Annotated in this window: 17 protein-coding genes; 13 read left to right on the plus strand and 4 right to left on the minus strand. The window is 71.6% G+C overall.

Translation table 11 applies throughout. The annotated features are described in order from the left end of the window. Window positions 1-2 precede the first annotated feature (2 nt). On the minus strand, window positions 3-1076 hold the full coding sequence (locus ACNF49_RS12545) for a PLP-dependent cysteine synthase family protein (protein ID WP_482943746.1): 1074 nt from the start codon (window positions 1074-1076) through the stop codon (window positions 3-5). A 248-nt stretch (window positions 1077-1324) separates the two neighbouring features. On the opposite strand from ACNF49_RS12545, the gene ACNF49_RS12550 reads away from it, so the two are divergent. Further along, entirely contained in the window at window positions 1325-1996 is a 672-nt protein-coding gene (locus ACNF49_RS12550) for a sigma-70 family RNA polymerase sigma factor (RefSeq protein WP_482943747.1), read from the plus strand. Here the strand turns inward: ACNF49_RS12550 and ACNF49_RS12555 are convergent. Beyond that, entirely contained in the window at window positions 1908-2843 is a 936-nt protein-coding gene (locus ACNF49_RS12555; RefSeq protein ID WP_357973028.1) for an anti-sigma factor RsbA family regulatory protein, read from the minus strand. The genes ACNF49_RS12550 and ACNF49_RS12555 overlap by 89 nt on opposite strands. A 172-nt stretch (window positions 2844-3015) precedes the next feature. On the opposite strand from ACNF49_RS12555, the gene ACNF49_RS12560 reads away from it, so the two are divergent. From ACNF49_RS12560 to ACNF49_RS12570, 3 genes are all read left to right on the plus strand, one after another. Beyond that, a complete protein-coding gene (locus ACNF49_RS12560; RefSeq protein ID WP_352324847.1) occupies window positions 3016-3321 on the plus strand; it encodes a hypothetical protein in 306 nt (101 codons plus the stop codon). A gap of 112 nt (window positions 3322-3433) precedes the next feature. Further along, complete coding sequence (locus ACNF49_RS12565; protein ID WP_482943748.1) at window positions 3434-4126, plus strand: polysaccharide deacetylase family protein; 693 nt, start codon at window positions 3434-3436, stop codon at window positions 4124-4126. A 21-nt stretch (window positions 4127-4147) separates the two neighbouring features. Continuing rightward, the gene (locus ACNF49_RS12570; RefSeq protein ID WP_482943749.1) at window positions 4148-4798 is read left to right on the plus strand and encodes a DUF2461 domain-containing protein; all 651 of its coding nucleotides are present in this window, start codon (window positions 4148-4150) and stop codon (window positions 4796-4798) included. A gap of 4 nt (window positions 4799-4802) precedes the next feature. Here ACNF49_RS12570 and ACNF49_RS12575 read toward each other — a convergent pair whose 3' ends face one another. Both ACNF49_RS12575 and typA read right to left on the minus strand, forming a co-directional pair. Beyond that, window positions 4803-7313, minus strand: coding sequence for a hypothetical protein (locus tag ACNF49_RS12575; protein WP_482943750.1), 2511 nt, complete (start codon window positions 7311-7313; stop codon window positions 4803-4805). 227 nt (window positions 7314-7540) lie between these two features. Then, a complete protein-coding gene (typA, locus tag ACNF49_RS12580) occupies window positions 7541-9391 on the minus strand; it encodes a translational GTPase TypA (protein WP_357973020.1) in 1851 nt (616 codons plus the stop codon). A 277-nt stretch (window positions 9392-9668) separates the two neighbouring features. Between typA and ACNF49_RS12585 the strand changes: the two genes are divergently transcribed. Genes ACNF49_RS12585 through ACNF49_RS12625 form a run of 9 tightly spaced genes read left to right on the plus strand, consistent with a single transcriptional unit; the run spans window position 9669 to window position 19055 of the window. After that, window positions 9669-10067, plus strand: a complete 399-nt coding sequence (locus ACNF49_RS12585) for a hypothetical protein (protein WP_482943751.1) — start codon at window positions 9669-9671, stop codon at window positions 10065-10067. Then, the gene (locus ACNF49_RS12590; protein ID WP_482943752.1) at window positions 10064-11287 is read left to right on the plus strand and encodes an NRAMP family divalent metal transporter; all 1224 of its coding nucleotides are present in this window, start codon (window positions 10064-10066) and stop codon (window positions 11285-11287) included. The genes ACNF49_RS12585 and ACNF49_RS12590 overlap by 4 nt, the downstream gene beginning before the upstream one ends. Beyond that, window positions 11284-12078: a hypothetical protein gene (locus ACNF49_RS12595; protein ID WP_357973012.1), complete on the plus strand. Its 795-nt coding sequence runs from the start codon at window positions 11284-11286 to the stop codon at window positions 12076-12078. Before ACNF49_RS12590 ends, ACNF49_RS12595 begins: the two co-directional genes overlap by 4 nt. 55 nt (window positions 12079-12133) lie before the next feature. After that, window positions 12134-12880: an AMP-binding protein gene (locus tag ACNF49_RS12600; RefSeq protein ID WP_357973009.1), complete on the plus strand. Its 747-nt coding sequence runs from the start codon at window positions 12134-12136 to the stop codon at window positions 12878-12880. A 52-nt stretch (window positions 12881-12932) separates the two neighbouring features. After that, the gene (locus tag ACNF49_RS12605) at window positions 12933-15158 is read left to right on the plus strand and encodes an ATP-binding protein (protein ID WP_498702344.1); all 2226 of its coding nucleotides are present in this window, start codon (window positions 12933-12935) and stop codon (window positions 15156-15158) included. Further along, window positions 15125-15346 carry a response regulator transcription factor gene (locus ACNF49_RS12610; protein WP_482943754.1) on the plus strand — a complete coding sequence of 74 codons (222 nt, stop codon included), beginning with the start codon at window positions 15125-15127 and terminating at the stop codon, window positions 15344-15346. The genes ACNF49_RS12605 and ACNF49_RS12610 overlap by 34 nt, the downstream gene beginning before the upstream one ends. 56 nt (window positions 15347-15402) lie before the next feature. Continuing rightward, window positions 15403-15831 carry an AMP-binding protein gene (locus ACNF49_RS12615; protein ID WP_357973003.1) on the plus strand — a complete coding sequence of 143 codons (429 nt, stop codon included), beginning with the start codon at window positions 15403-15405 and terminating at the stop codon, window positions 15829-15831. Between the two features lie 37 nt (window positions 15832-15868). Continuing rightward, a complete protein-coding gene (locus ACNF49_RS12620) occupies window positions 15869-18292 on the plus strand; it encodes a LuxR C-terminal-related transcriptional regulator (RefSeq protein WP_357973000.1) in 2424 nt (807 codons plus the stop codon). Window positions 18293-18302: 10 nt separating this feature from the next. Next, window positions 18303-19055, plus strand: a complete 753-nt coding sequence (locus tag ACNF49_RS12625) for an alpha/beta hydrolase (RefSeq protein ID WP_357972997.1) — start codon at window positions 18303-18305, stop codon at window positions 19053-19055. Window positions 19056-19251: the final 196 nt, after the last annotated feature.

Here is a 19251-nt window from a genome sequence, read left to right on the forward strand (position 1 = left end):
GCTCAGCGCGGCAGCAGCGCCCGCAGGTCGGTTAGGTGGGGCTGGAGGTCCAGCCCCTGGCCGGCCAGCCATTCCGGGTTGTCGTAGGTGCCCTTGTAGCGGTCGCCGCGGTCGCAGATCAGGGTGACGACGCTGCCCTGGACGCCCGCCTCGCGCATCTCCCTGACGAGCTCGACGCACGCCGCCATGTTCGTCCCCGTGGAGCCGCCGACGTCCAGGCCGGTGACCTCGCGGGTCCAGTGCATGGCGGCGATCGAGCGGGCGTCGGGGACGGCGATCATGCGGTCGATCACGCTGGGCAGGAACGACGGCTCCACCCGGGGACGCCCGATGCCCTCGATCCGCGACCCGGAGGCCGTCACCGTGGGGTCGCCCGAGACCCAGCCCGGGTAGAACGCCGAGCCCTCCGGGTCGACCACGGCCAGGCGGGTGGGGTGGCGGCGGTAGCGGATGTAGCGGCCGATCGTGGACGACGTGCCGCCGGTGCCGGCGCCGACGACGATCCAGGCGGGCTCGGGGTGCGGCTCCATGGACATCTGCGAATAGATCGACTCGGCGATGTTGTTGTTGCCACGCCAGTCGGTCGCGCGTTCGGCGTAGGTGAACTGGTCCATGAAGTGGCCCCCGGTCTCGGCGGCCAGCCGGTGAGATTCGTCATAGATCGCCCCGGGGTCGGCGACGAGGTGACATTTCCCGCCGTAGAACTCGATGAGGTGGCACTTCTCCGGCGACGTGGACGCCGGCATGACAGCGATGAACGGCAGGCCGAGCAACCGGGCGAAATACGCCTCGCTGACCGCGGTCGAGCCGCTGGACGCCTCCACGATCGTGGTGGCCGGGCCGATCCAGCCGTTGGCGAGGCCGTACAGGAACAGGGACCGGGCGAGCCGGTGCTTCAGTGAACCGGTCGGGTGCACCGATTCGTCTTTCAGATAGAGGTTTACGCCCCAGTGCGAGGGAAGCGGAAAGGCGTGCAGGTGAGTGTCACAACTTCGGTTGGCGTCGGCCTCCACCTTGCGGATGGCCTCCGCCACCCACCGACGTGTCCCCGTGTCGTGACGGTCCACAGATTCCATGTCCATACGCTATCCCCTGTGACTCTGACCACTATTCCTACGAAATTGGGTGGGTAGTGTTATGATAATGAGACTTGTCCGGCCGTGGACGTGACCACGCACGCCGCGAGCAGATGGACTACAAACCCCTTCTGACCTATGCGGACTCTCCTAACGCGTCCCTTACCTGGGAGTTGCGAGGATGAGGAATGCTGTCAGGCGGCTTGTGCCGAACGGGGGATAGCGCAAGGGGGAATGAATTGATCACTATGACCGATGAGCAGCGTCAGGACTGGTTCGAGCGCGATGTCGTGCCCGTGACGTCGCAGCTGTTCGCTTCCGCCATGCGCCTGACCCGTAACGCCGCCGACGCCGAGGACCTGGTGCAGGAGACCGTCGCCAAGGCGTACACGTCCTATCACCAGTTCCGTGAGGGCACCAACCTCAAGGCGTGGCTGCACCGCATCCTCACCAACAACTTCATCAACGACTACCGCAAGAAGCAGCGCTCGCCGAAGCTGTCGGCCGCCGAGGACATCGAGGACTGGCAGCTGCACGCCGCCGAGTCCCACACCTCGACGGGCCTGCGCTCGGCCGAGACCGAGGCGCTCGACCGGCTGCCCGACAGCGTCGTGATGAACGCTCTGCGCTCCCTGCCCGAGGACTTCCGCGTGGCCGTCTACCTGGCCGACGTCGAGGGGTTCGCGTACAAGGAGATCGCCGAGCGCATGGGGACGCCCATCGGCACCGTGATGTCCCGCCTGCACCGTGGCCGCCGCCAGCTCCGCGGCATGCTGGAGGACTACGCGCGGGAGGAGGGCGCCGTGCGCCTTCCCGCCCCCGCGCCGCGGCCTAGGAGGAGTCCAGGGACAGACGAAGGCGGACGCGTAGCACGCCGCCTTCGTCGCGCAGCTGCACCCGGTCGCAGAGCTGCCGGCTGATCCAGAGCCCGTACCCCCGCGGGGACTCGGGCTCCGGCGGTATGTAGCCCGGCAGGGGGTCGTCGAGCGTCCCGCCGGGATCGGCGATCTCGCAGACGAGGTCGCGCTCCTCCACCCACATCGTGATCGTGCCGAACCCGGCGCCGTGCTCGACGCAGTTCGCGGCGATCTCCGAGACGCTGAGCACCAGCGAGGAGATGAGGTTGCGGTCCATGCCGGCCGTCCTGGCGTAGTCGCCGACGGTCTGGCGCAGGCGCTTGAGCTCGCGGGCCGTGAAACGCACCAGGCAGGCCCCGGGGCCCGGCTCGGGGAACGGCGCGTCGTCGCCGTCGAGCACCAGCTCGTGGGGCTGCACGAACCGGCCGCTGGCGGCCTCGCCGCCCGACCCCAGCACCAGGGGATGGACGACCGAGGTGAGCTCGCGCACGGGTTCGGGGACGTGACGCAGGTCGTACAGGCACATCATGACGGACGGGGCCGCGGCCAGGGCGGCGTTGACGACCGAGTCGTAGCGGATGAGGTCCTGGATCCGCAGCTCGCTCAGATCGGTCCAGACGGGCTCGCCGACGACCAGGGTGGGCCGGCCGCGCGTGTACTCGTGGTAGGCGGCCAGCATCCGGTGGGGGTGGCCGTACCAGGCGCCGGCCGGGCGGCTGTCGATGCGCCGCGCGTCGCCGTCGAGGGCCTCCGACAACAACGCCAGCCGGTCGGGACGATTGACGACCAGCACGCGCCGGTCTTCGTCCAGCGCGGTGCGCACGCGCGGCACGACGAGGTCGAGGAAGGCCCGATCGGAGTCGTACGGTACCGCGACGTGCTTCAGCGACTGTGCCCGCTCACGGCGCACGGCCGAAACGTAACAAGGGCGGCCCGGCCGCGCAACGGCGGAAGCCGACCAATAACGTCGAACGGCCTGCACGTGACTCCCCGGAGTTTCATGATTACTCCATGTCTTGGACGGCTGATGCCCGTTGCTGGGTACATCTGTTGTGTACGGAAACGTCGGCAGGGGGTGGCGTGTGACCGAAGCCCGCGCGGCGGCGGAGAAACTCCAGGCGGAGCTGCACGGGCTGGGAGTCACCAGCGCGTACGAGGTGGGGGACGGAGCGACCATCTCGGTCTGGATAGGTCTCGTCGTGCACTACAGGGACGGTTTTTACCGTTGGCAGGAAGGTCCGGTTAAACGTCGTCATCTGGGTACGGATCCGGTTGGATGTGCCATGCGCGTGGCGCGCCGCTACAAGGAGCTGCACGCGGATATCCCACTCTGGTGGGACGACCTGGCCAGGGAACTACGGGGGAGACCGGTCCAGGACTATCCGTAAGGCCCCCGCGTGCGGTGTTTCGGGGGAAAACATGCGCATTTGGGCTTTGCCATTCGTCCTGATCGTTCTCGTGGGCTGTGCCGCTCAACCGGTGCCGCGCCGACATTCCGCCATGATCCGGCCGCAGGTCAGTCCTGAGGTCCTGGCCAAGCGGCTGATCGCGCAGCAGGCCGACTGGCCGCGCAGCCGCAGGTTCGACTGCGGCAAGATCAAGTGTGTGGCCCTGACCTTCGACGACGGTCCAGGGCCCTACACCGGCAAGCTGCTCGACCTGTTCCGCCAGCGCCACGTCAGGGCCACGTTCTTCGTGCTGGGCGAGATGGTGGCCGCCGACAGCGGCGGCCGGATCACCCGCCGCATCGTGGACGAGGGCCACGAGATCGGCAACCACTCCTGGTCCCACCCGTCGCTGACCGGCCTGTCCCGCGAGGGGGTGCGCAACGAGCTGGGGCACACCGACGAGCTCGTCCACCGGCTGACCGGGGTGAAGATGCGGGTCATGCGCCCGCCGTACGGCAGCACCGACGACGCAGTCGCCGCCGAGACCCGCCGCGAGGGCCTGGCCCAGATCCTGTGGGACGTCGACACCCTCGACTGGCTGCACCGCGAGCCCGCCGCCGTGGTCAGGCGGGCCGACACCGCCAAGGCCGGGTCGATCGTGCTCATGCACGACATCCACCCCACCACGGTCGAGGCCGTGCCGAAGGTGCTCGACACGCTCGCCAAGAAGGGCTACACGTTCGTGACGGTCTCGGAACTGTACGGCCGCCCGCCCACGCCGGGCCGCACGTACACCGCACGGTGAGCGGCATGGCACCCTTGGGCCATGGCTTTCACCGGCTTCCCCGACGAGGCGTTCATCTTCTACGAGGGCCTTGAGGCGGACAACTCCAAGCACTACTTCACCCGCCACAAGCACCTCTACGAGGACGCGGTGCGCGGGCCCATGACGGAGCTCACCGACGAGCTGGCCGCCGAGTTCGGCCCGGCCCAGCTCTTCCGGCCCTACCGTGACGTGCGCTTCTCCAAGGACAAGACGCCGTACAAGACCCATCAGGGCGCCTTCGTCGACCTGATGCCCGGCATCGGCTACTACGTCGAGATCAGCGCCGCCGGCCTGTACGTCGCCGGCGGCCGCTACACCCAGGCCGCCGACCAGGTCGCCCGCTACCGCGCGGCCGTGGACGAGGACGTGACCGGCAAGCCGCTGGAGTCGATCACGGCCCGGCTCGCCGACGCCGGCTACACGATCGGCGGCGACCGCCTGAAGACCAGGCCGCGCGGCTTCGACGAGGACCACCCGCGCATCGAGCTGCTGCGCCACAGGTCCCTGTTCGCGGGCGTCCGCCACGAGCCGGAGGCGTGGGTGCACACGGCCGAGGTGCGCGGGCGCGTCGAGCGGGCCTGGCGCGACTTCGCGGCGCTGGTCGACTGGCAGTGCGCGCACGTCAGGGGCAGCGAGCTGCCGCGCCGCTGACGGGTCACCGCTGGCTCGTGGTGACCTGGTCACCCTTCAGGATGCGGTCGACCGTCTGCCCGGCCGCCGAGCTGGCCGCCGTCGTGCCCACGGCCAGCGCGAGGGCCAGGGTCGGCGCGGCCAGGCTGCGCACGCTGCGCAGGTTGCGTACCCTGGCCCACGGTTCGCCGGCCAGGTGCATGATCCGCCACTCCCAGAACAGCCCGAGCCCGACGCAGACCATCATCACCTGCCCCACCACGATGGCCACGACCTGTGCCTTGTCGAGGGGGCCGATGTCCGGTTCGACCAGCGTCGACAGGTAGCCGGCCAGGCTGGTCAGCAGGGCCGCGACGGCCAGGTGCAGCGCCTTGGTCATCGGCTGGGTGCCCCTGACGCACGGGTAGAAGTAGCCGAACAGGAAGCCGAACGCGGGCAGGGTGAGCAGGTAGCGGCCGTCGAAGAGGAAGCTGGTCAGGTCCGCGCCCTCCGGCCGGCCGTAGACCAGCGCGAAGGGCAGGCTGAGCAGCAGGCTGACGGTGAAGGCCGACACGCCGTTGTGCCAGGGCGTGCACCCGGCCGCCGTGGCGAAGGCGGTCTCGGGATGGCGGCCGTGTTCGCGCAGCGCCGACTCCAGCGCCTGCCGCCGCTGGTCGAACTCGGCCATCGACATGTCCGCGGCCAGCCTGGTCCGTCCCGCCCGGTACAGCTCCTGCTCGGCGAGCAGCAGCAGGCGCCTGTGCAGGGCCGCGCGGACGAACTGCCGGTGCTCCTCCTGCGTGTCCGGCTCCACGACGGACGCGGGCGGCCCGGCCAGCAGCCAGCGCGCGGTCAGCCAGGCCACGAGCGAGGTGATCGCCAGCAGCGGCAGCGGCACGTCGATGTCGGCCAGCGTGGTGCTGCCGCCGGGCGTGATGTAGAGCACCATCAGCACGACGACCATCGTCGACTCGGCGGCCGGGTCGCGCACGGCCGCCGTCCGGCAGCCCAGCCGCCACAACCGCAGCACCAGCATCACGAACCCGAGCAGCAGCAGCCCGAGCACCCCGCGGACCAGCGGGTCCAGCGGCAGGCTCCCGATCATCGGGACGCCCGCGCGGGGCACGGCCAGGCTCCACGACCCCGCGTCCAGCCATTCCGTGGGCCAGCCCTGCACGAGCAGGCTCACCACGACCGCGCCCACCACCGCGGCCCGGCTCCACCGCCTGGTCGCCACGGTCACCGCCGCCACGGGGATCATCGCCCAGCTCAGCGCCAGCAGCAGCCGGACGCTGTCGGGCGGGTACACGCCGTCCAGCAGCGCCCGCAGCCACAGGGCCAGCGCCAGCAGCCCGACCGCGGCCTCGGCCCACAGCGCGGCCAGGCGGACGACCACCGGCCTGACCCCGAGGTCCACGCTGAAGCCGACCGCCGCGCCCGCCGCCGCCAGGGCCGCGACGGCCGCGCCGGTCAGCAGCACGCGTCCGGGGAGCTGGCCGTGCAGCCAGGACCAGCTCAGCATGCCGATCCCGACCAGCAGGCCGAGCCCGGTCACCGTGAGCAGGTCGCGGCCGGTCCACGGCGGGCTGGTGGGCAGCACCCGTCCGGCGTGCCGCAGGGCCATCACCGGCACGGCGACGAACAGGATCACGTACCCGACCGGCGACCACTCCGCGGCGACCAGCGGGATCAGCAGGGCCGGCGCGGCGATGGCCAGGCCGACGACCAGCTCCCTGTTGGGCACCCGCTGCCACCACCGGCGGCCGAGCGAGCGCACCAGGAACACCGCCAGCGCGCACGCCGTGAGCACGCCGAGCGCGGTGGCCCAGGAGAAGTCGTCCTCCTCGGCGACGTCGGGGAAGCCGTAGGAGCCGGGGGCCAGCGTCAGGCTCACCGGGTAGGCGCCGACGGAGAACCGCAGCAGCCCGCGTTCCTGCCGTTCGGGCTGGATGCCCTCGACGCGCAGCACGGTCCACTCGCCGGGCAGCACGGTGACCGCGCGCACCACGACGATCAGCGGGAGCGCGGTCGGCGAGGTGAAGTCGAGCCGCAACAGCCCCTCGACCTTGACCTGGCGCAGCAGCGTCACCGTGAACTCGGCCGCGACGTGTCCCGGCGAGGAGACGACGAGCGGTGCGAGCCGGGTGGTGGGCGCCAGGCTCTGGCCGTCCACCTTGAGCGCGCCGAACCCGGAGTCGGTCACCTGCGGCAGCGTGCCCGGGAAGCCGCCGCCCTGGCGCAGCGCCTCGGCCAGCGGGTCGTCGGGACGCATGTCCAGCCGGTGCCTGACGGTGATCCTGACCTGCCGCTGCCGGGGATCGATCCGCCCCTCGGGGACGGCGTCGAGGTCGGCGGCGCGGGCCCGGGTGACCGAGACCTCGGTGGCGGCCGTACGGGCCCATCCGGCGGCCGGGTCGGCGCGGGCGGCGGCGGCCGCCCACGGATTGGTCACGACGGTGCTCTTGGGCCTGTCGGACCCGGCCACGGGTCTGGCTGCGATGGTGCACCAAACGATCGCCCCGAACGACACCAGAGCCAGCCCGAATGAAATTGCCATCCGGAGCTTTCCCACAATTGGGATGATTCTCCGGCATGCCGAAATGTTCTATGGCATAGGGTCACGGTGTTATCACAGATGGTCTCATGACCACGTTTCTTTACACCGTGACACGGGAGAGACGTTCCATCGCGCGTGCTCGGGCCGATCGTTGACAGGCCCCCCTGACACGAAAGCCGCGTGTCACCGGGAAAGTGACACGCGGCCGTGGTGCGGAGAAAAACGAATCAGACCCGCTTGGCGCGGGCGGCGGCGCGGCCGCGGGTGGCGGCGTCGAGCACGACCTTGCGGATGCGGACCGCGTCGGGCGTGATCTCCACGCACTCGTCCTCGCGGATGAACTCCAGCGCCTGCTCCAGCGAGAGCGTCCGCGGCGGGATGACCTTCTCGGTCTCCTCGCTCGTGGACGAGCGCATGTTCGTGAGCTTCTTCTCCTTGGTGATGTTCACGTCCATGTCGTCGGAACGCGAGTTCTCACCGATGATCATGCCCTCGTAGACCTCGGTGGTCGGCGAGACGAACAGCGTGCCGCGCTCCTGGAGGTTGAGCATGGCGAACGCGGTCACCGGGCCCGACCGGTCGGCCACCAGCGAGCCGTTGTTGCGGGTGCGCAGCTCGCCGAACCAGGGCTCGTAGGAGTCGAAGACGTGGTGGACCAGGCCGGTGCCGCGGGTCTCGGTCAGGAACTCGGTGCGGAAGCCGATCAGGCCGCGGGCCGGGACCACGAACTCCATGCGGATCCAGCCGGTGCCGTGGTTGGTCATGTGCTCCATGCGGCCCTTGCGGACGGCCAGCAGCTGGGTGACCGCGCCGAGGTACTCCTCCGGGCAGTCGACCGTCAGGCGCTCGACCGGCTCGTGCACCTTGCCGTCGATGGTCTTGGTGACCACCTGCGGCTTGCCGACGGTCAGCTCGTAGCCCTCGCGGCGCATCTGCTCGACGAGGATGGCCAGCGCCAGCTCACCGCGGCCCTGCACCTCCCAGGCGTCGGGACGGTCGGTGGGCAGCACGCGCAGCGACACGTTGCCGACCAGCTCCTTCTCGAGCCGGTCCTTGACCATGCGGGCGGTGACCTTCGAGCCCTTGACCTTGCCGACCAGCGGCGAGGTGTTGGTGCCGATCGTCATCGAGATCGCCGGCTCGTCGACCGTGATCAGCGGCAGCGGGCGCGGGTCCTCGGGGTCGGCCAGCGTCTCGCCGATCATGATCTCGGGGATGCCCGCGATGGCGATGATGTCGCCGGGGCCGGCCTCCTCGGCCGGCTTGCGCTCCAGCGCCTCCGTCATCAGCAGCTCGGTGATCTTCACCTTCTGGATCGTGCCGTCGGTACGGCACCAGGCGACCTGCTGGCCCTTGCGCATGATGCCCTGGTGGATCCGGCACAGCGCGATACGGCCCAGGTAGGAGGAGGCGTCGAGGTTGGTGACGTGCGCCTGCAGCGGGGCGTTGGGGTCGTACGTGGGCGCCGGGATCGTCGACTTGATGATGTCGAACAGCGGCTCAAGGTCCTCCGAGTCGGGCATGCCGCCGTCGTCGGGACGGTTCAGGGAGGCGCGGCCGGCCTTGGCCGAGGCGTAGACGATCGGGAAGTCGATCTGCTCCTCGGTGGCGTCGAGGTCCATGAAGAGCTCGTAGACCTCGTCGACGACCTCCTTGATGCGGGCGTCGGGGCGGTCGACCTTGTTGATGCACAGGATGACCGGCATCTTGGCGGCGAAGGCCTTGCGCAGCACGAACCGGGTCTGCGGGAGCGGGCCCTCGGAGGCGTCGACCAGCAGCACCACACCGTCGACCATGGAGAGGCCGCGCTCGACCTCGCCGCCGAAGTCGGCGTGGCCGGGGGTGTCGATGATGTTCAGGGTCATGCCGCCGTGCTGGACGGCGGTGTTCTTGGCGAGAATGGTGATGCCCTTCTCGCGCTCCAGGTCGTTGGAGTCCATGACCCGGTCGTCGACGTCCTGGTTCGCGCGGAAGGCCCCGGACTGCCAGAGCATGGCGTCGACCAGTGTGGTCTTGCCATGGTCGACGTGCGCGATGATCGCGATGTTCCGCAGGTCGTCGCGGCTGTTCAAAGGCATGATGACTTCTCGCTCTGTGTCGTGGGGGCGGCCGCGCGAAGTCGCGACCCACCAAGTCTAGTTGATCCCCTCTCGTGACAAGAGCGGGACAAGGCGTCTGCGGCGCTGTAGGGGTGAACGCCCCGGCCCGCGCGTCTGATTCCCGGCCTCCCGCATGGACCAGGAGCAGGGGGCAATGAGCAACCGTGAGAGACGAAGGGCTGGTGCTGCTCGCCGCGTGGGGGCAGTTCGCGCTGCTCCTCGGGCTGCTGGCCTATTTCCTGCTGCGAGGCCGCACATGAGGCAGGTGGCGGCGCTCCTCGTGCCGCTCGTGGCCGCGGCCGGCTGCGTGAGCCCCGCCTGGGACGACCACGACTACGCGCTCAAGGCCCAGCAGTCGGACAAGAGCGTCTCCTCCGTCATCCAGATCGTCCGCCTGGCCGTGGCGAACTCCCACCGGCTGACCAGGCCGTACCTCAAGGTCGTGCTCACCGACGCGGCCGGCGAGCTCGACGCGGTCGGCGACCAGTTCGGCGGGGTGCAGCCGCCGTCCGAGCAGTCCGACCAGGTGCGCGACCGGGTGCTCGACCGGATCCAGCGGGCCGAGGACCTGGTGGACGACCTGCTCATCCAGGTACGCCGGGACCGGATCAAGGACCCCGCCCGAGCGGTGCGGGAGCTGGAGGCGCTGGGGTGAAGAAGCTCTTCGCCGTCACGCTCGGCATCCTCAGCGCCGTCGGCGGCTTCGTGGACATCGGCGACCTCGTGGCCAACTCGCTGGTCGGAGCCCGGTTCGGGATGTCGCTGGCGTGGGTCGTGGTGGTCGGCGTGGTGGGCATCTGCCTGTTCGCCGAGATGTCCGGCAGGATCGCCGCGGTCTCCGGCCGGCCGGTCTTCGACCTCGTACGCGAGCGGCTCGGCCCGCGGGCGGGCCTGCTCAACCTGGGGGCGTCGTTCTTCATCAACCTGCTCACGCTGGCCGCGGAGATCGGCGGCGCGTCGCTCGCCCTGGAGCTGGCCACCGGCGTCAACTACCTGCTGTGGGTGCCGGGGGTGGCGCTGGTCGCCTGGCTGGTGATGTGGCGGGTCAGGTTCGAGACCATGGAACGGGTGTTCGGGCTGGCCGGGCTCGCGCTGGTGGTGTTCGGGGTGGCGGCGTGGCAGCTCGGCCCCGACTGGGGCGAGCTGGGCAGCCAGCTCGCCTCGCCGCCGCAGGCCGAGGGGGCGGCGACCTACTGGTACTACGCGGTCGCGCTGCTGGGCGGCGCGATGACCCCGTACGAGGTGTTCTTCTTCTCCTCCGGCGGCGTCGAGGAGCGGTGGACGCGCAAAGACCTGGTGACCGCCCGCGCCAACGTGTTCGTCGGCTTCCCGCTCGGCGGCATGTTGTCGCTGACCATCATGGTCTGCGCCGCCGCGGTGTTCCTGCCGGTGCAGGCCGAGGTGGAGTCGCTGGCGCAGATGGTGCTGCCGGTGGGCGTCGGGCTGGGCAAGATCGGGATGGCGATGGCGATCATCGGGGTGTTCGCGGCCACGTTCGGCGCGACGCTGGAGACCGCGCTGTCGTCGGGGTACACGCTCAGCCAGTACTTCGGCTGGCGGTGGGGCAAGAGGGCGCGGCCGAGGGACGCCGCCAGGTTCCACGTCGTGGTGCTGGTCGCGGTCGTGCTGGCCGCGGCGCTCATCCTGACGACCGTCGACCCGGTCATGGTGACGGAGTACTCGCTGGTGTTCTCGGCCGCCGCGCTGCCGTTGACGTACCTGCCCGTGCTGATGATCGCCAACGATCCCGACTACATGGAAGACCGGGTCAACAGCCGGTTCACCAACGCCGTCGGCACCGCGTACATGATCCTGTTGTCGGTGGTCGCGGTGGCGGCGGTCCCGCTGCTGGTCGCCACGAAGGCGGGGCAATGAGGGCCCGGGAGCTCCACGCCGACCTGCACCTGCTCGACCGGCAGGTGGTCGGCGCGGACGACGGCGAGCCCGTCTGCAAGGTGGACGACCTGGAGCTGGCCGGCGACCCGCCGTACGTGGCGGCCCTCCTCGCCGGGCCGCTCGCGCTGGCCCCCCGCATCGGCGGCCTGCCCGGCTGGCTGATGAGCTCGGTGACCACGCTGTTCAGGCCCGAGGAGCACCCGCAGCCCCGGCGCATCCCCATGCACCTGGTCACCGAGATCGGCAGCGCGATCAAGGTGAGCGGCGAGCTCGCCGAGCCCGCACTCGAACGTTGGATGCGCGAGAACGTGATCGCCAGGATCCCCGGCAGCGGCGGCGAGCGCCGGCCCGGGGGAGAGGTCGTGCACGCCGCCGGCCCCGTCCCGAGGATCAGCTGGTTCAAGGGCCGCACGGTGACCGACGCGGCCGGCGAGGTGGTCGGCAGGGTCGCCGACGTGCGGCTGTGCCAGGACGGCCCGCTGCTGATGGGCGTGCAGAACGCGTTCCGGGTCAGCGGCCTCATCGTCGTGCCCCGCCGCACCGGCAAGCTCTTCGGGTACGAGCGCGGCCCCGGCGGCCGGGCCCCCTGGCTGGTCGAGGCCCTGATCAGGCGCCGGCTCGCGGGCAGCAGGCTGGTGGCCTGGGAGCAGCTCGCCTGGGAGGGCGGCTCCTGGGCGGAGGAGCCCGGCGCCGTCCTGCGGCTGAACGTGCCCGCCGACCGGCTCGCCCCCCTCACCGAGCTGTACGAGCGCGAGCCGGGACGTACATAGCAGGTTGCACATTTGTGTGCATGGCAGGAGCCGCCGCGGTCCCTACATTGTCGTCATGACGTGGACAGAGCTGGTTATGGGCTCGGCACCGAGCAAGGGCGACCAGCCGGCGGTGAGCGACGTCAGGACCGGCGAGGTGCTGTCGTACGCGCAGTTCGCCAGGCGGGTCACCCGCGCGGCGGGCGGGTTGCGGCGCGACGGGCTGACCTACGGCGACCGCGTCCTCATCGACCTGCCGCTCGGCGCCTCGCTGGTGGTGGCGGTCCACGCGGTGGCCTGGGCGGGCGGCGTCGCCGTGCTGGACGGCTCGGGCCCGGTCCGCATGATGATCACCCGCGGCCCCCGCGAGCCCGGCAGCCCCGCCGCGGACCGGGTCTACGCCTTCCGCCCCTCGCCGGGCGCGCTGCCGTTCGCCGGGCTGCTCAACGCGAGCCCGGTGGAGTTCGGCCCGCTGGCGGGCGCGGCGCTGGCGCCGGGCGGCGGCCGGGTGCTCGACCACGACGAGCTCGCCGCCGACCTGCGCAACCTGGCCGCCCGCCTGGTGGTCGGCAAGGACGACGTCGTCGTCAACGCGGCCGGCGACCTGCTCAAGGGGCTGCGGGTGCTAGACCTGGCCCTGATGTCCGGCGCCCACGTGGTGATCGCCGCCAACGAGCCGACCGTCATCGGCTGCCGGGTGCTGGCCGCCGAGCGCAGGGCCACCATGGTCGTGGCGCCGTACGACGTCGCCAGGCGGCTGCTGGGAAACCCCATTCTGCGCGTTGTGGACGAAAGGGCGATCGTCAGCTCGCTTGGCCTGTGAAAAGTGCGACACTGTGCAAGAGTGTGATCCTTCGGCGACGCAGGGTGAACACATGCCAGAGGCCCCCCGGCACAATCTTCCAGCAGAGCCCAATCGGTTCGTGGGCCGCGAACGCGACCTCGACGACCTGCGCGGGCTGTTCGGCGAGACGCGCGTGGTCACGTTGTGCGGCGTCGGCGGCATCGGCAAGACCCGGCTGGCCCTGCGGGTGGCCGCCGGGCTGGTGGGCGGTTATCCGGGCGGGGTGTGGCTGGTCGAGCTGGCCCGGGTCAGCCGTCCGGAGCAGATCGTCCAGGAGATCGCCCGGGTGCTGCGGGTGCGCGAGGAGAGCGGGCGCCCGCTGCTCGACACCGTCACCGCCCGGCTGCGCGAGCTGCGCTGCCTGCTGCTGCTCGACAACTGCGAACACCTGGTCGACGGGTGCGCCGGGCTGGCCGCCGAGCTGGTCGCCTGCTGTCCCCGGCTGAGCATCCTGGCCACCAGCCGGGAGCCGCTGCGCATCGCCAGCGAGCTGATCTGGCGGGTGCCGCCGCTCGACCTGCCCGAGATGGGATACGCCGACGCCGAGTCGGTGCAGCTGTTCATGGACCGGGCCGCCGCCGCCGGCACCCGGCTCGGCCCCGACACCCTGCCCGACGTGGTCCGCCTGTGCCAGGCGCTCGACGGGCTGCCGCTGGCCCTGGAGCTGGCGGCGGCCCGTACGAGCCTGCTCAGCCCCGGGCAGATCGCCGACCGGCTCGACGACCGCTTCTCGCTGCTGACCACGGGCGGCCGTACGGCCCCGGCGCGGCAGCGCACGCTGCTGGCCACCGTCGACTGGAGCTACGACCTGCTGTCGGCCAAGGAGCAGGTGCTGCTGTGCAGGCTGTCGGTCTTCGCCCGCGACTTCGACCTCGACCTGGCCGAGCAGGTCTGCGCCGAGCGGCCCATCGCCCGGGACGAGATCGTCGACCTCCTCGGCGGCCTGGTCGACAAGTCCCTCGTGCTGTGCGACGAGGAACGCAGGCGCTACCGGATGCTGGAGACGATCAAGCGGTACGCGATGAAGCGGCTGGACCGGGCCGGTGAGCGCGAGGACGTCCGCGAGCGGCACCTCACCGTCCTGTGCGACCTGCAGGAACGCCACTTCACGACCGAGATGGTCCGGCCGGGCGTGCCCTGGCCGGAGCGGCTGGAGTGCCTGACGGCCAGCAAGCAGCTCCTCGACGACCAGCGGGCCGCCCTCGACTGGGCCGCCGAGTCCGGCAACGCGCGGCTCGGCCTGCGCCTGTGCGCCGCCAGCACCGCCCTGCTGCCCATCTCCGGCAATCTGACCGAGATCGTCGGCTGGATCGAGCGGCTGCTCTCGCTCGACCTCGAAACCGTCCCCGACGGGCAGATCGCGCAGGGCAAGGCGTACCTCGCCTACGGGCTGGAGGCCCGCGACGAGCTCAGCCGGTCGCTGGAGGTGGCCACGCAGAGTCTGGCGGGCCTGGGCGAGGAGAACGTGTTCACCCGCTGCGTCATGCACAGCCTCGTGGTCGTGGTCCTGCTGCGCATGGGCCGCATCGACGAGGCGCTGCACCACGCCGAGCGGGGCCTGGCCGAGGCCACCGAGTCGGGCGACGCCTGGAACCAGGCGGCGGGGCTGGCCGGGCTGTCGGCGGTGGCGCTGACCAGGGGCCGGCTGCGCGAGGCCCAGCGGCTGGGCGACGAGGCCCTGGCGCGGGCGCGCGAGCACGGCCACCGCTGGCTCATGGCCAGGATGGCCGCCCAGCTCGGCGCGGTGGCCGAGGCCCGCGGCGACCTGGAGACCGCCAAGTCCCGCTACGAGCTGGCCGTCCCGTGGTTGTGCGAGCTGGGCAGCGACTCGGAGCTGGCGCGCTGCCTGGCCAGGGTGGGCCGGGTCGCGGCCATGCTGGGCGAGTTCGCCGCGGCCAGGGAGCGGCTGGCCGACAGCCTCGCGCTGAGCCGGCAGACCGGCCAGCGGCAGGGGGTGGCCCGATGCCTGGCCGGCCTGTCGGTGCTGGCCGAGCACGAGGGCGACCTCGACGGCGCGGTGCTGGCCGCCGCCGCCGCGGCCACGCTGCGCGAGTCGATCGGCCAGCACTCGGCCACGATCAGGATCGAGGAACTGCTCTCGCGCGCCCGCGCCAAGCTCGGCGAGGGCCGTACGGCCTCCCTGTGGTCGCGCGGCCGGGCGATGAGCCCCGACGCCGCCGCCCGCCAGGTGCTGGCGGGGAGCGGCCCGCGGCGCCGCCGCCCGTGCCGGCCGAGCCGGTCAGGCACTCGCTGCTGACCGTGCGCGAGCTGGAGATCGCCGGCCTGCTCACCCGCGGCCTGTCCAACCGGGCCATCGCCGAGGAACTGGTGATCAGCCCGGCCACGGTCGCCCGGCACATCGCCAACATCATGGAGAAGCTGGGGTACACCTCGCGCGCGCAGATCGCGGTGTGGGCCGCCGAGCACCCCAGCGCTTCTGCATAGGGATCTGCATATTCCGCCCCATGTAGGCACGTGACCCCCTCCCTACCGTGGACGCCATGGATGAGCACATCGTCATGGTGGACTCCGGGACGGGCGTGGAGCTCACCGAGAAGCAACTGGACGAGCGGTCGGCGATCGCGACCGCCCAGTTGCGGCGCAGAGGGGTGCGCGCGGGCGACACGGTGCTCGTCTGCCTGCCCGTGGGGCCCGACCTGCTGGTGGCGGCGGACGCGGTGATGGCGGCGGGCGGCGTCGTCTGGCCGGTGCCCGCCGACCTCGACCGTGCCGGGCTGGGCGAGCGCATCCGGGCCAGCGGCGCGCGGGTGATGATCTCCGACGTGCCGGAGGCGCTGGAGGCGGCCGAGGAGTCGCGCGTGCGGATCGTGATGAGCGTGGCCGAGCTGGGCGGGCGGCATCCGTATCCGCGCAGTCGCGGACAGTCCACGGAAAGTGATCGCACGCGGTCGGCCGGAGGTGGAGACTGAGCGCACCTGTGATCCTCCGCTGACCCTGGGCACCGACATGACTCCGCCAGTTCCGCACAACCTGCCCGCAGAGCCCAACCGTTTCGTCGGCCGCGGGCGCGACCTGACCGAGCTGAGCACGCTGGTCCACGACGAACGCGTGGTCACGCTGAGCGGCGTCGGCGGCATCGGCAAGACCCGCCTGTCGCTGCGGGTGGCGGCCAGGGCCGCGCCGGGCTTCGCCGACGGCGTCTGGCTGGTCGAGCTGGCCCGTCTCGCCGACCCCGCCCTGATCGTCAACGAGATGGCCGGCGTGCTCGGCGTCCGCGACGAGGCCCCGGGGCGACTGCTCGACGGCCTGCGCGTACGGCTGCGCGAGGCCAGGGCGCTGATCGTGCTCGACAACTGCGAGCATCTGGTCGACCGCTGCGCCGAGCTGGTCGCCGGCCTGATCGCCGACTGCCCCCAGCTGCGTTTCCTGCTCACCAGCCGCGAGCCGCTGCGCATCCCCGGCGAGCTGGTCTGGCGGGTGCCGCCGCTGGAACTGCCCGACGACCACCATCCCGACGCCGAGTCCGTGCTGCTGTTCGTCGAGCGGGCGCTGGCGGCGGGGGCCCGGTCGGTGACCGGCAGCATGGACGACGTCGTCCGCCTGTGCCGGGCGCTCGACGGCCTGCCGCTGGCGCTGGAACTGGCCGCGGCCCGCACGAGCCTGATGAGCCCGGGCCGCATCGCCGACCGCATCGGCGACCGGTTCACCCTGCTGACCAGGGGCGACCGCACCGCGCCCGCCCGCCAGCGCACCCTGCTGGCCACCGTCGAGTGGAGCCACGACCTGCTGCGGCCCAAGGAGCGCGTGCTGCTGCGCCGGCTGTCGGTGTTCGCCGGGCTGTTCGACCTGGTCGTGGCCGAACGGGTGTGCGCCGACGGCGGCATCGTGCCCAGGGCCGAGCTGCTCGACCTGCTCAACGGCCTGGTGAACAAGTCGCTGGTGCTCCACCACGACGGGCGCTACCGGCTGCTGGAGACCATCAGGCAGTACGCCGCCGAGCGGCTGGCCGAGGCGGGCGAGCTGACCCGGCTGCGCGACCGGCACCTGCGGGTGATCTGCGAGGAGATGGAACACTGCTACCAGGCCGGCACGCTCGACCCACGCATGCCCTGGTCCGCCCGCGTCCCGCACTTCGTCAGGGGCCGGGCGCTGATGGACGACTGCCGGGCGGCGGTGGAGCGGGCGGTGGAGTCGGCCGACCCGGTGCTCGGGCTGCGCCTGGCCCGCGCCGCCCTGGCGATCCTGGCCGTACGCGGTGAGCTGGGCGAGACCGTCGGCTGGCACCAGCGGCTGCTCGCCCTCGACCTGTCCCTGGTGCCCTCCGACGTGGTCGCCGTGGCCAAGGGCGGCCTGGCGTACGGGCTGGAGATCTGCGACGAGCTGGCCCGCGCCGAGGAGCTGGTCGTGCAGGGGGTGGAGGAGCAGAAGAGGCATCCGTACACCCACTGGCTGGGCGTCACCTACAGCGTGGCGCTGGCCGTGTTCTTCCGCACCGGCCAGAGCGAGAAGGCGCTGCGTTACCTGGAGGAGCTGGAGGCGGCGGCCACCGCCCACGACGACCTGTTCAACCTGGCCACGGTCCGCATCGCCCAGCTCAACCTGGCGCTGTTCCGCGGCCAGCTCCGCCAGGCCCGCCGGCGCGGCGAGCAGGCGCTGGCCCTGGCCAGGGAGGCCGGCCACCACTGGACGCTGGCCAGGGCGCTGACCCACCTGGGCGCGGTGGCCGAGGCGGCGGGCGACCTGGAGGCCGCCATGACCTGCCACACCTCGGCCCTGCCGCTGCTGGAGGACATGGGCAACCGGGTCGAGCTGGCCCGCTGCCAGGCCAAGCTGGGCCGGGTGGCGGCCCGGATGCACGACTATCCGGCCGCCCGGCTGCACCTGGCCGCGAGCCTGGCGCTGAGCACCCGCACCGGCCAGCGCAGGGGCGTGGTGCGGGCGCTGACGGCCATGTCGGCGCTGGCGGCCGAGCAGGGCGACCTGGAGGGCGCGGTGCTGGCCGCCGCCGCCGCGACCGCGCTGCGCGAGGCCATCGGCCAGTACGGCGTCCCCGGCCCGGTCCAGGAGCTGCTCACGCGGGCCAGGGCCGGGCTCGGTGAGGGCCGGGTGTCGCTGCTGTGGGCCAAGGGGGCCCGGCAGTCGCCCGACGAGGTGGCCAGGCGGGTGCTCGATCCCGGCCAGGCCGTTCCCGCGGGGCCGTCCGGGCCGTCGCCGGGGGCCTGGCAGGGCGGGCTGACCGGCCGGGAGCTGGAGATCGCCGCGTTGCTCACCGGGGGCCTGAGCAATCGGGCCATCGCCATGAAGCTGGTGATCAGCCCGGCCACGGTGGCCCGGCACGTCGCCAACATCATGGAGAAGCTGGGCTTCGCCTCCCGGGCCCAGATCGCGGTGTGGGCCACCGAGCACGGCCTGGAAACGGACCACGAATAAGCTGGTATTCATGCCTTTCGCGCCCAATTTCCCGGTGATGCTCAGGACCGAGGACGGTGTCCGCATCGACGCCGCCCACACCCCCTCGGCGGCCGGCGACATCGGGATCGTCATGGCGCACGGCTTCACCGGATCCTGGCGCGAGCGCACCGCCCGCCGCATCGCGCACGTGCTCAGCGGCTACGGCGGCGTGCTCGCGTTCGACTTCCGCGGGCACGGCCGCTCGGGCGGCGAGACGACGGTGGGCGATCTGGAGATCCTCGACGTCGAGGCCGCCGTACGGCATGCCCGCGTGGTCGGCTACCGCCGGGTCGCGGTCGTGGGCTTCTCCATGGGGGCGGCGGTGGCCGTCCGGCACGCGGCGCTGCGCCGAGGAGTGGACGCGGTGGCGGCGGTCAGCGGCCCGGCGCGCTGGTACTACCGGGGCACCAAGCCCATGCGCCAGGTCCACTGGGCCATCGAGCAGCCGTTCGGCAGGTTCGCCGCCCGGCTGGCCAAGCGCACCAGGATCGCGAGCGGCCAGTGGGACCCGATCCCGATGCCGCCGCACGAGGCCGCCGCCCTGGTCTCGCCCGCGCCGCTGCTGGTCGTGCACGGCGACGCCGACGCCTTCTTCCCGCTGGACCACGCCCACCAGCTCTACGACGGCGCCCGCGAGCCCAAGGAGCTGTGGATCGAGCCGGGCTACGGGCACGCGGAGTCGGCCGCCGGCCCCGAACTCATCCGGCGTATCGGTAAATGGATCTCCTCGAACCTTTCGTGAGTAATACCCGTCTACCTAAGACGGATGGAAAGGATCCGCCGGGAGAAAAGTCCTCGGGGAAGGAAACCGCCTTGGCGGTGACCGTGGGACATACTTCAGTAGCCGGGCAGTCGCCGACTGTAGGCGGCGGATCCGGCACCTAGCGTCGCGGGGGCACGCTGGGTGCCTTCCCCGGCACGCAAGAGGGCCCCGCGGC

Source organism: Actinomadura sp. ATCC 39365 (assembly GCF_054392275.1).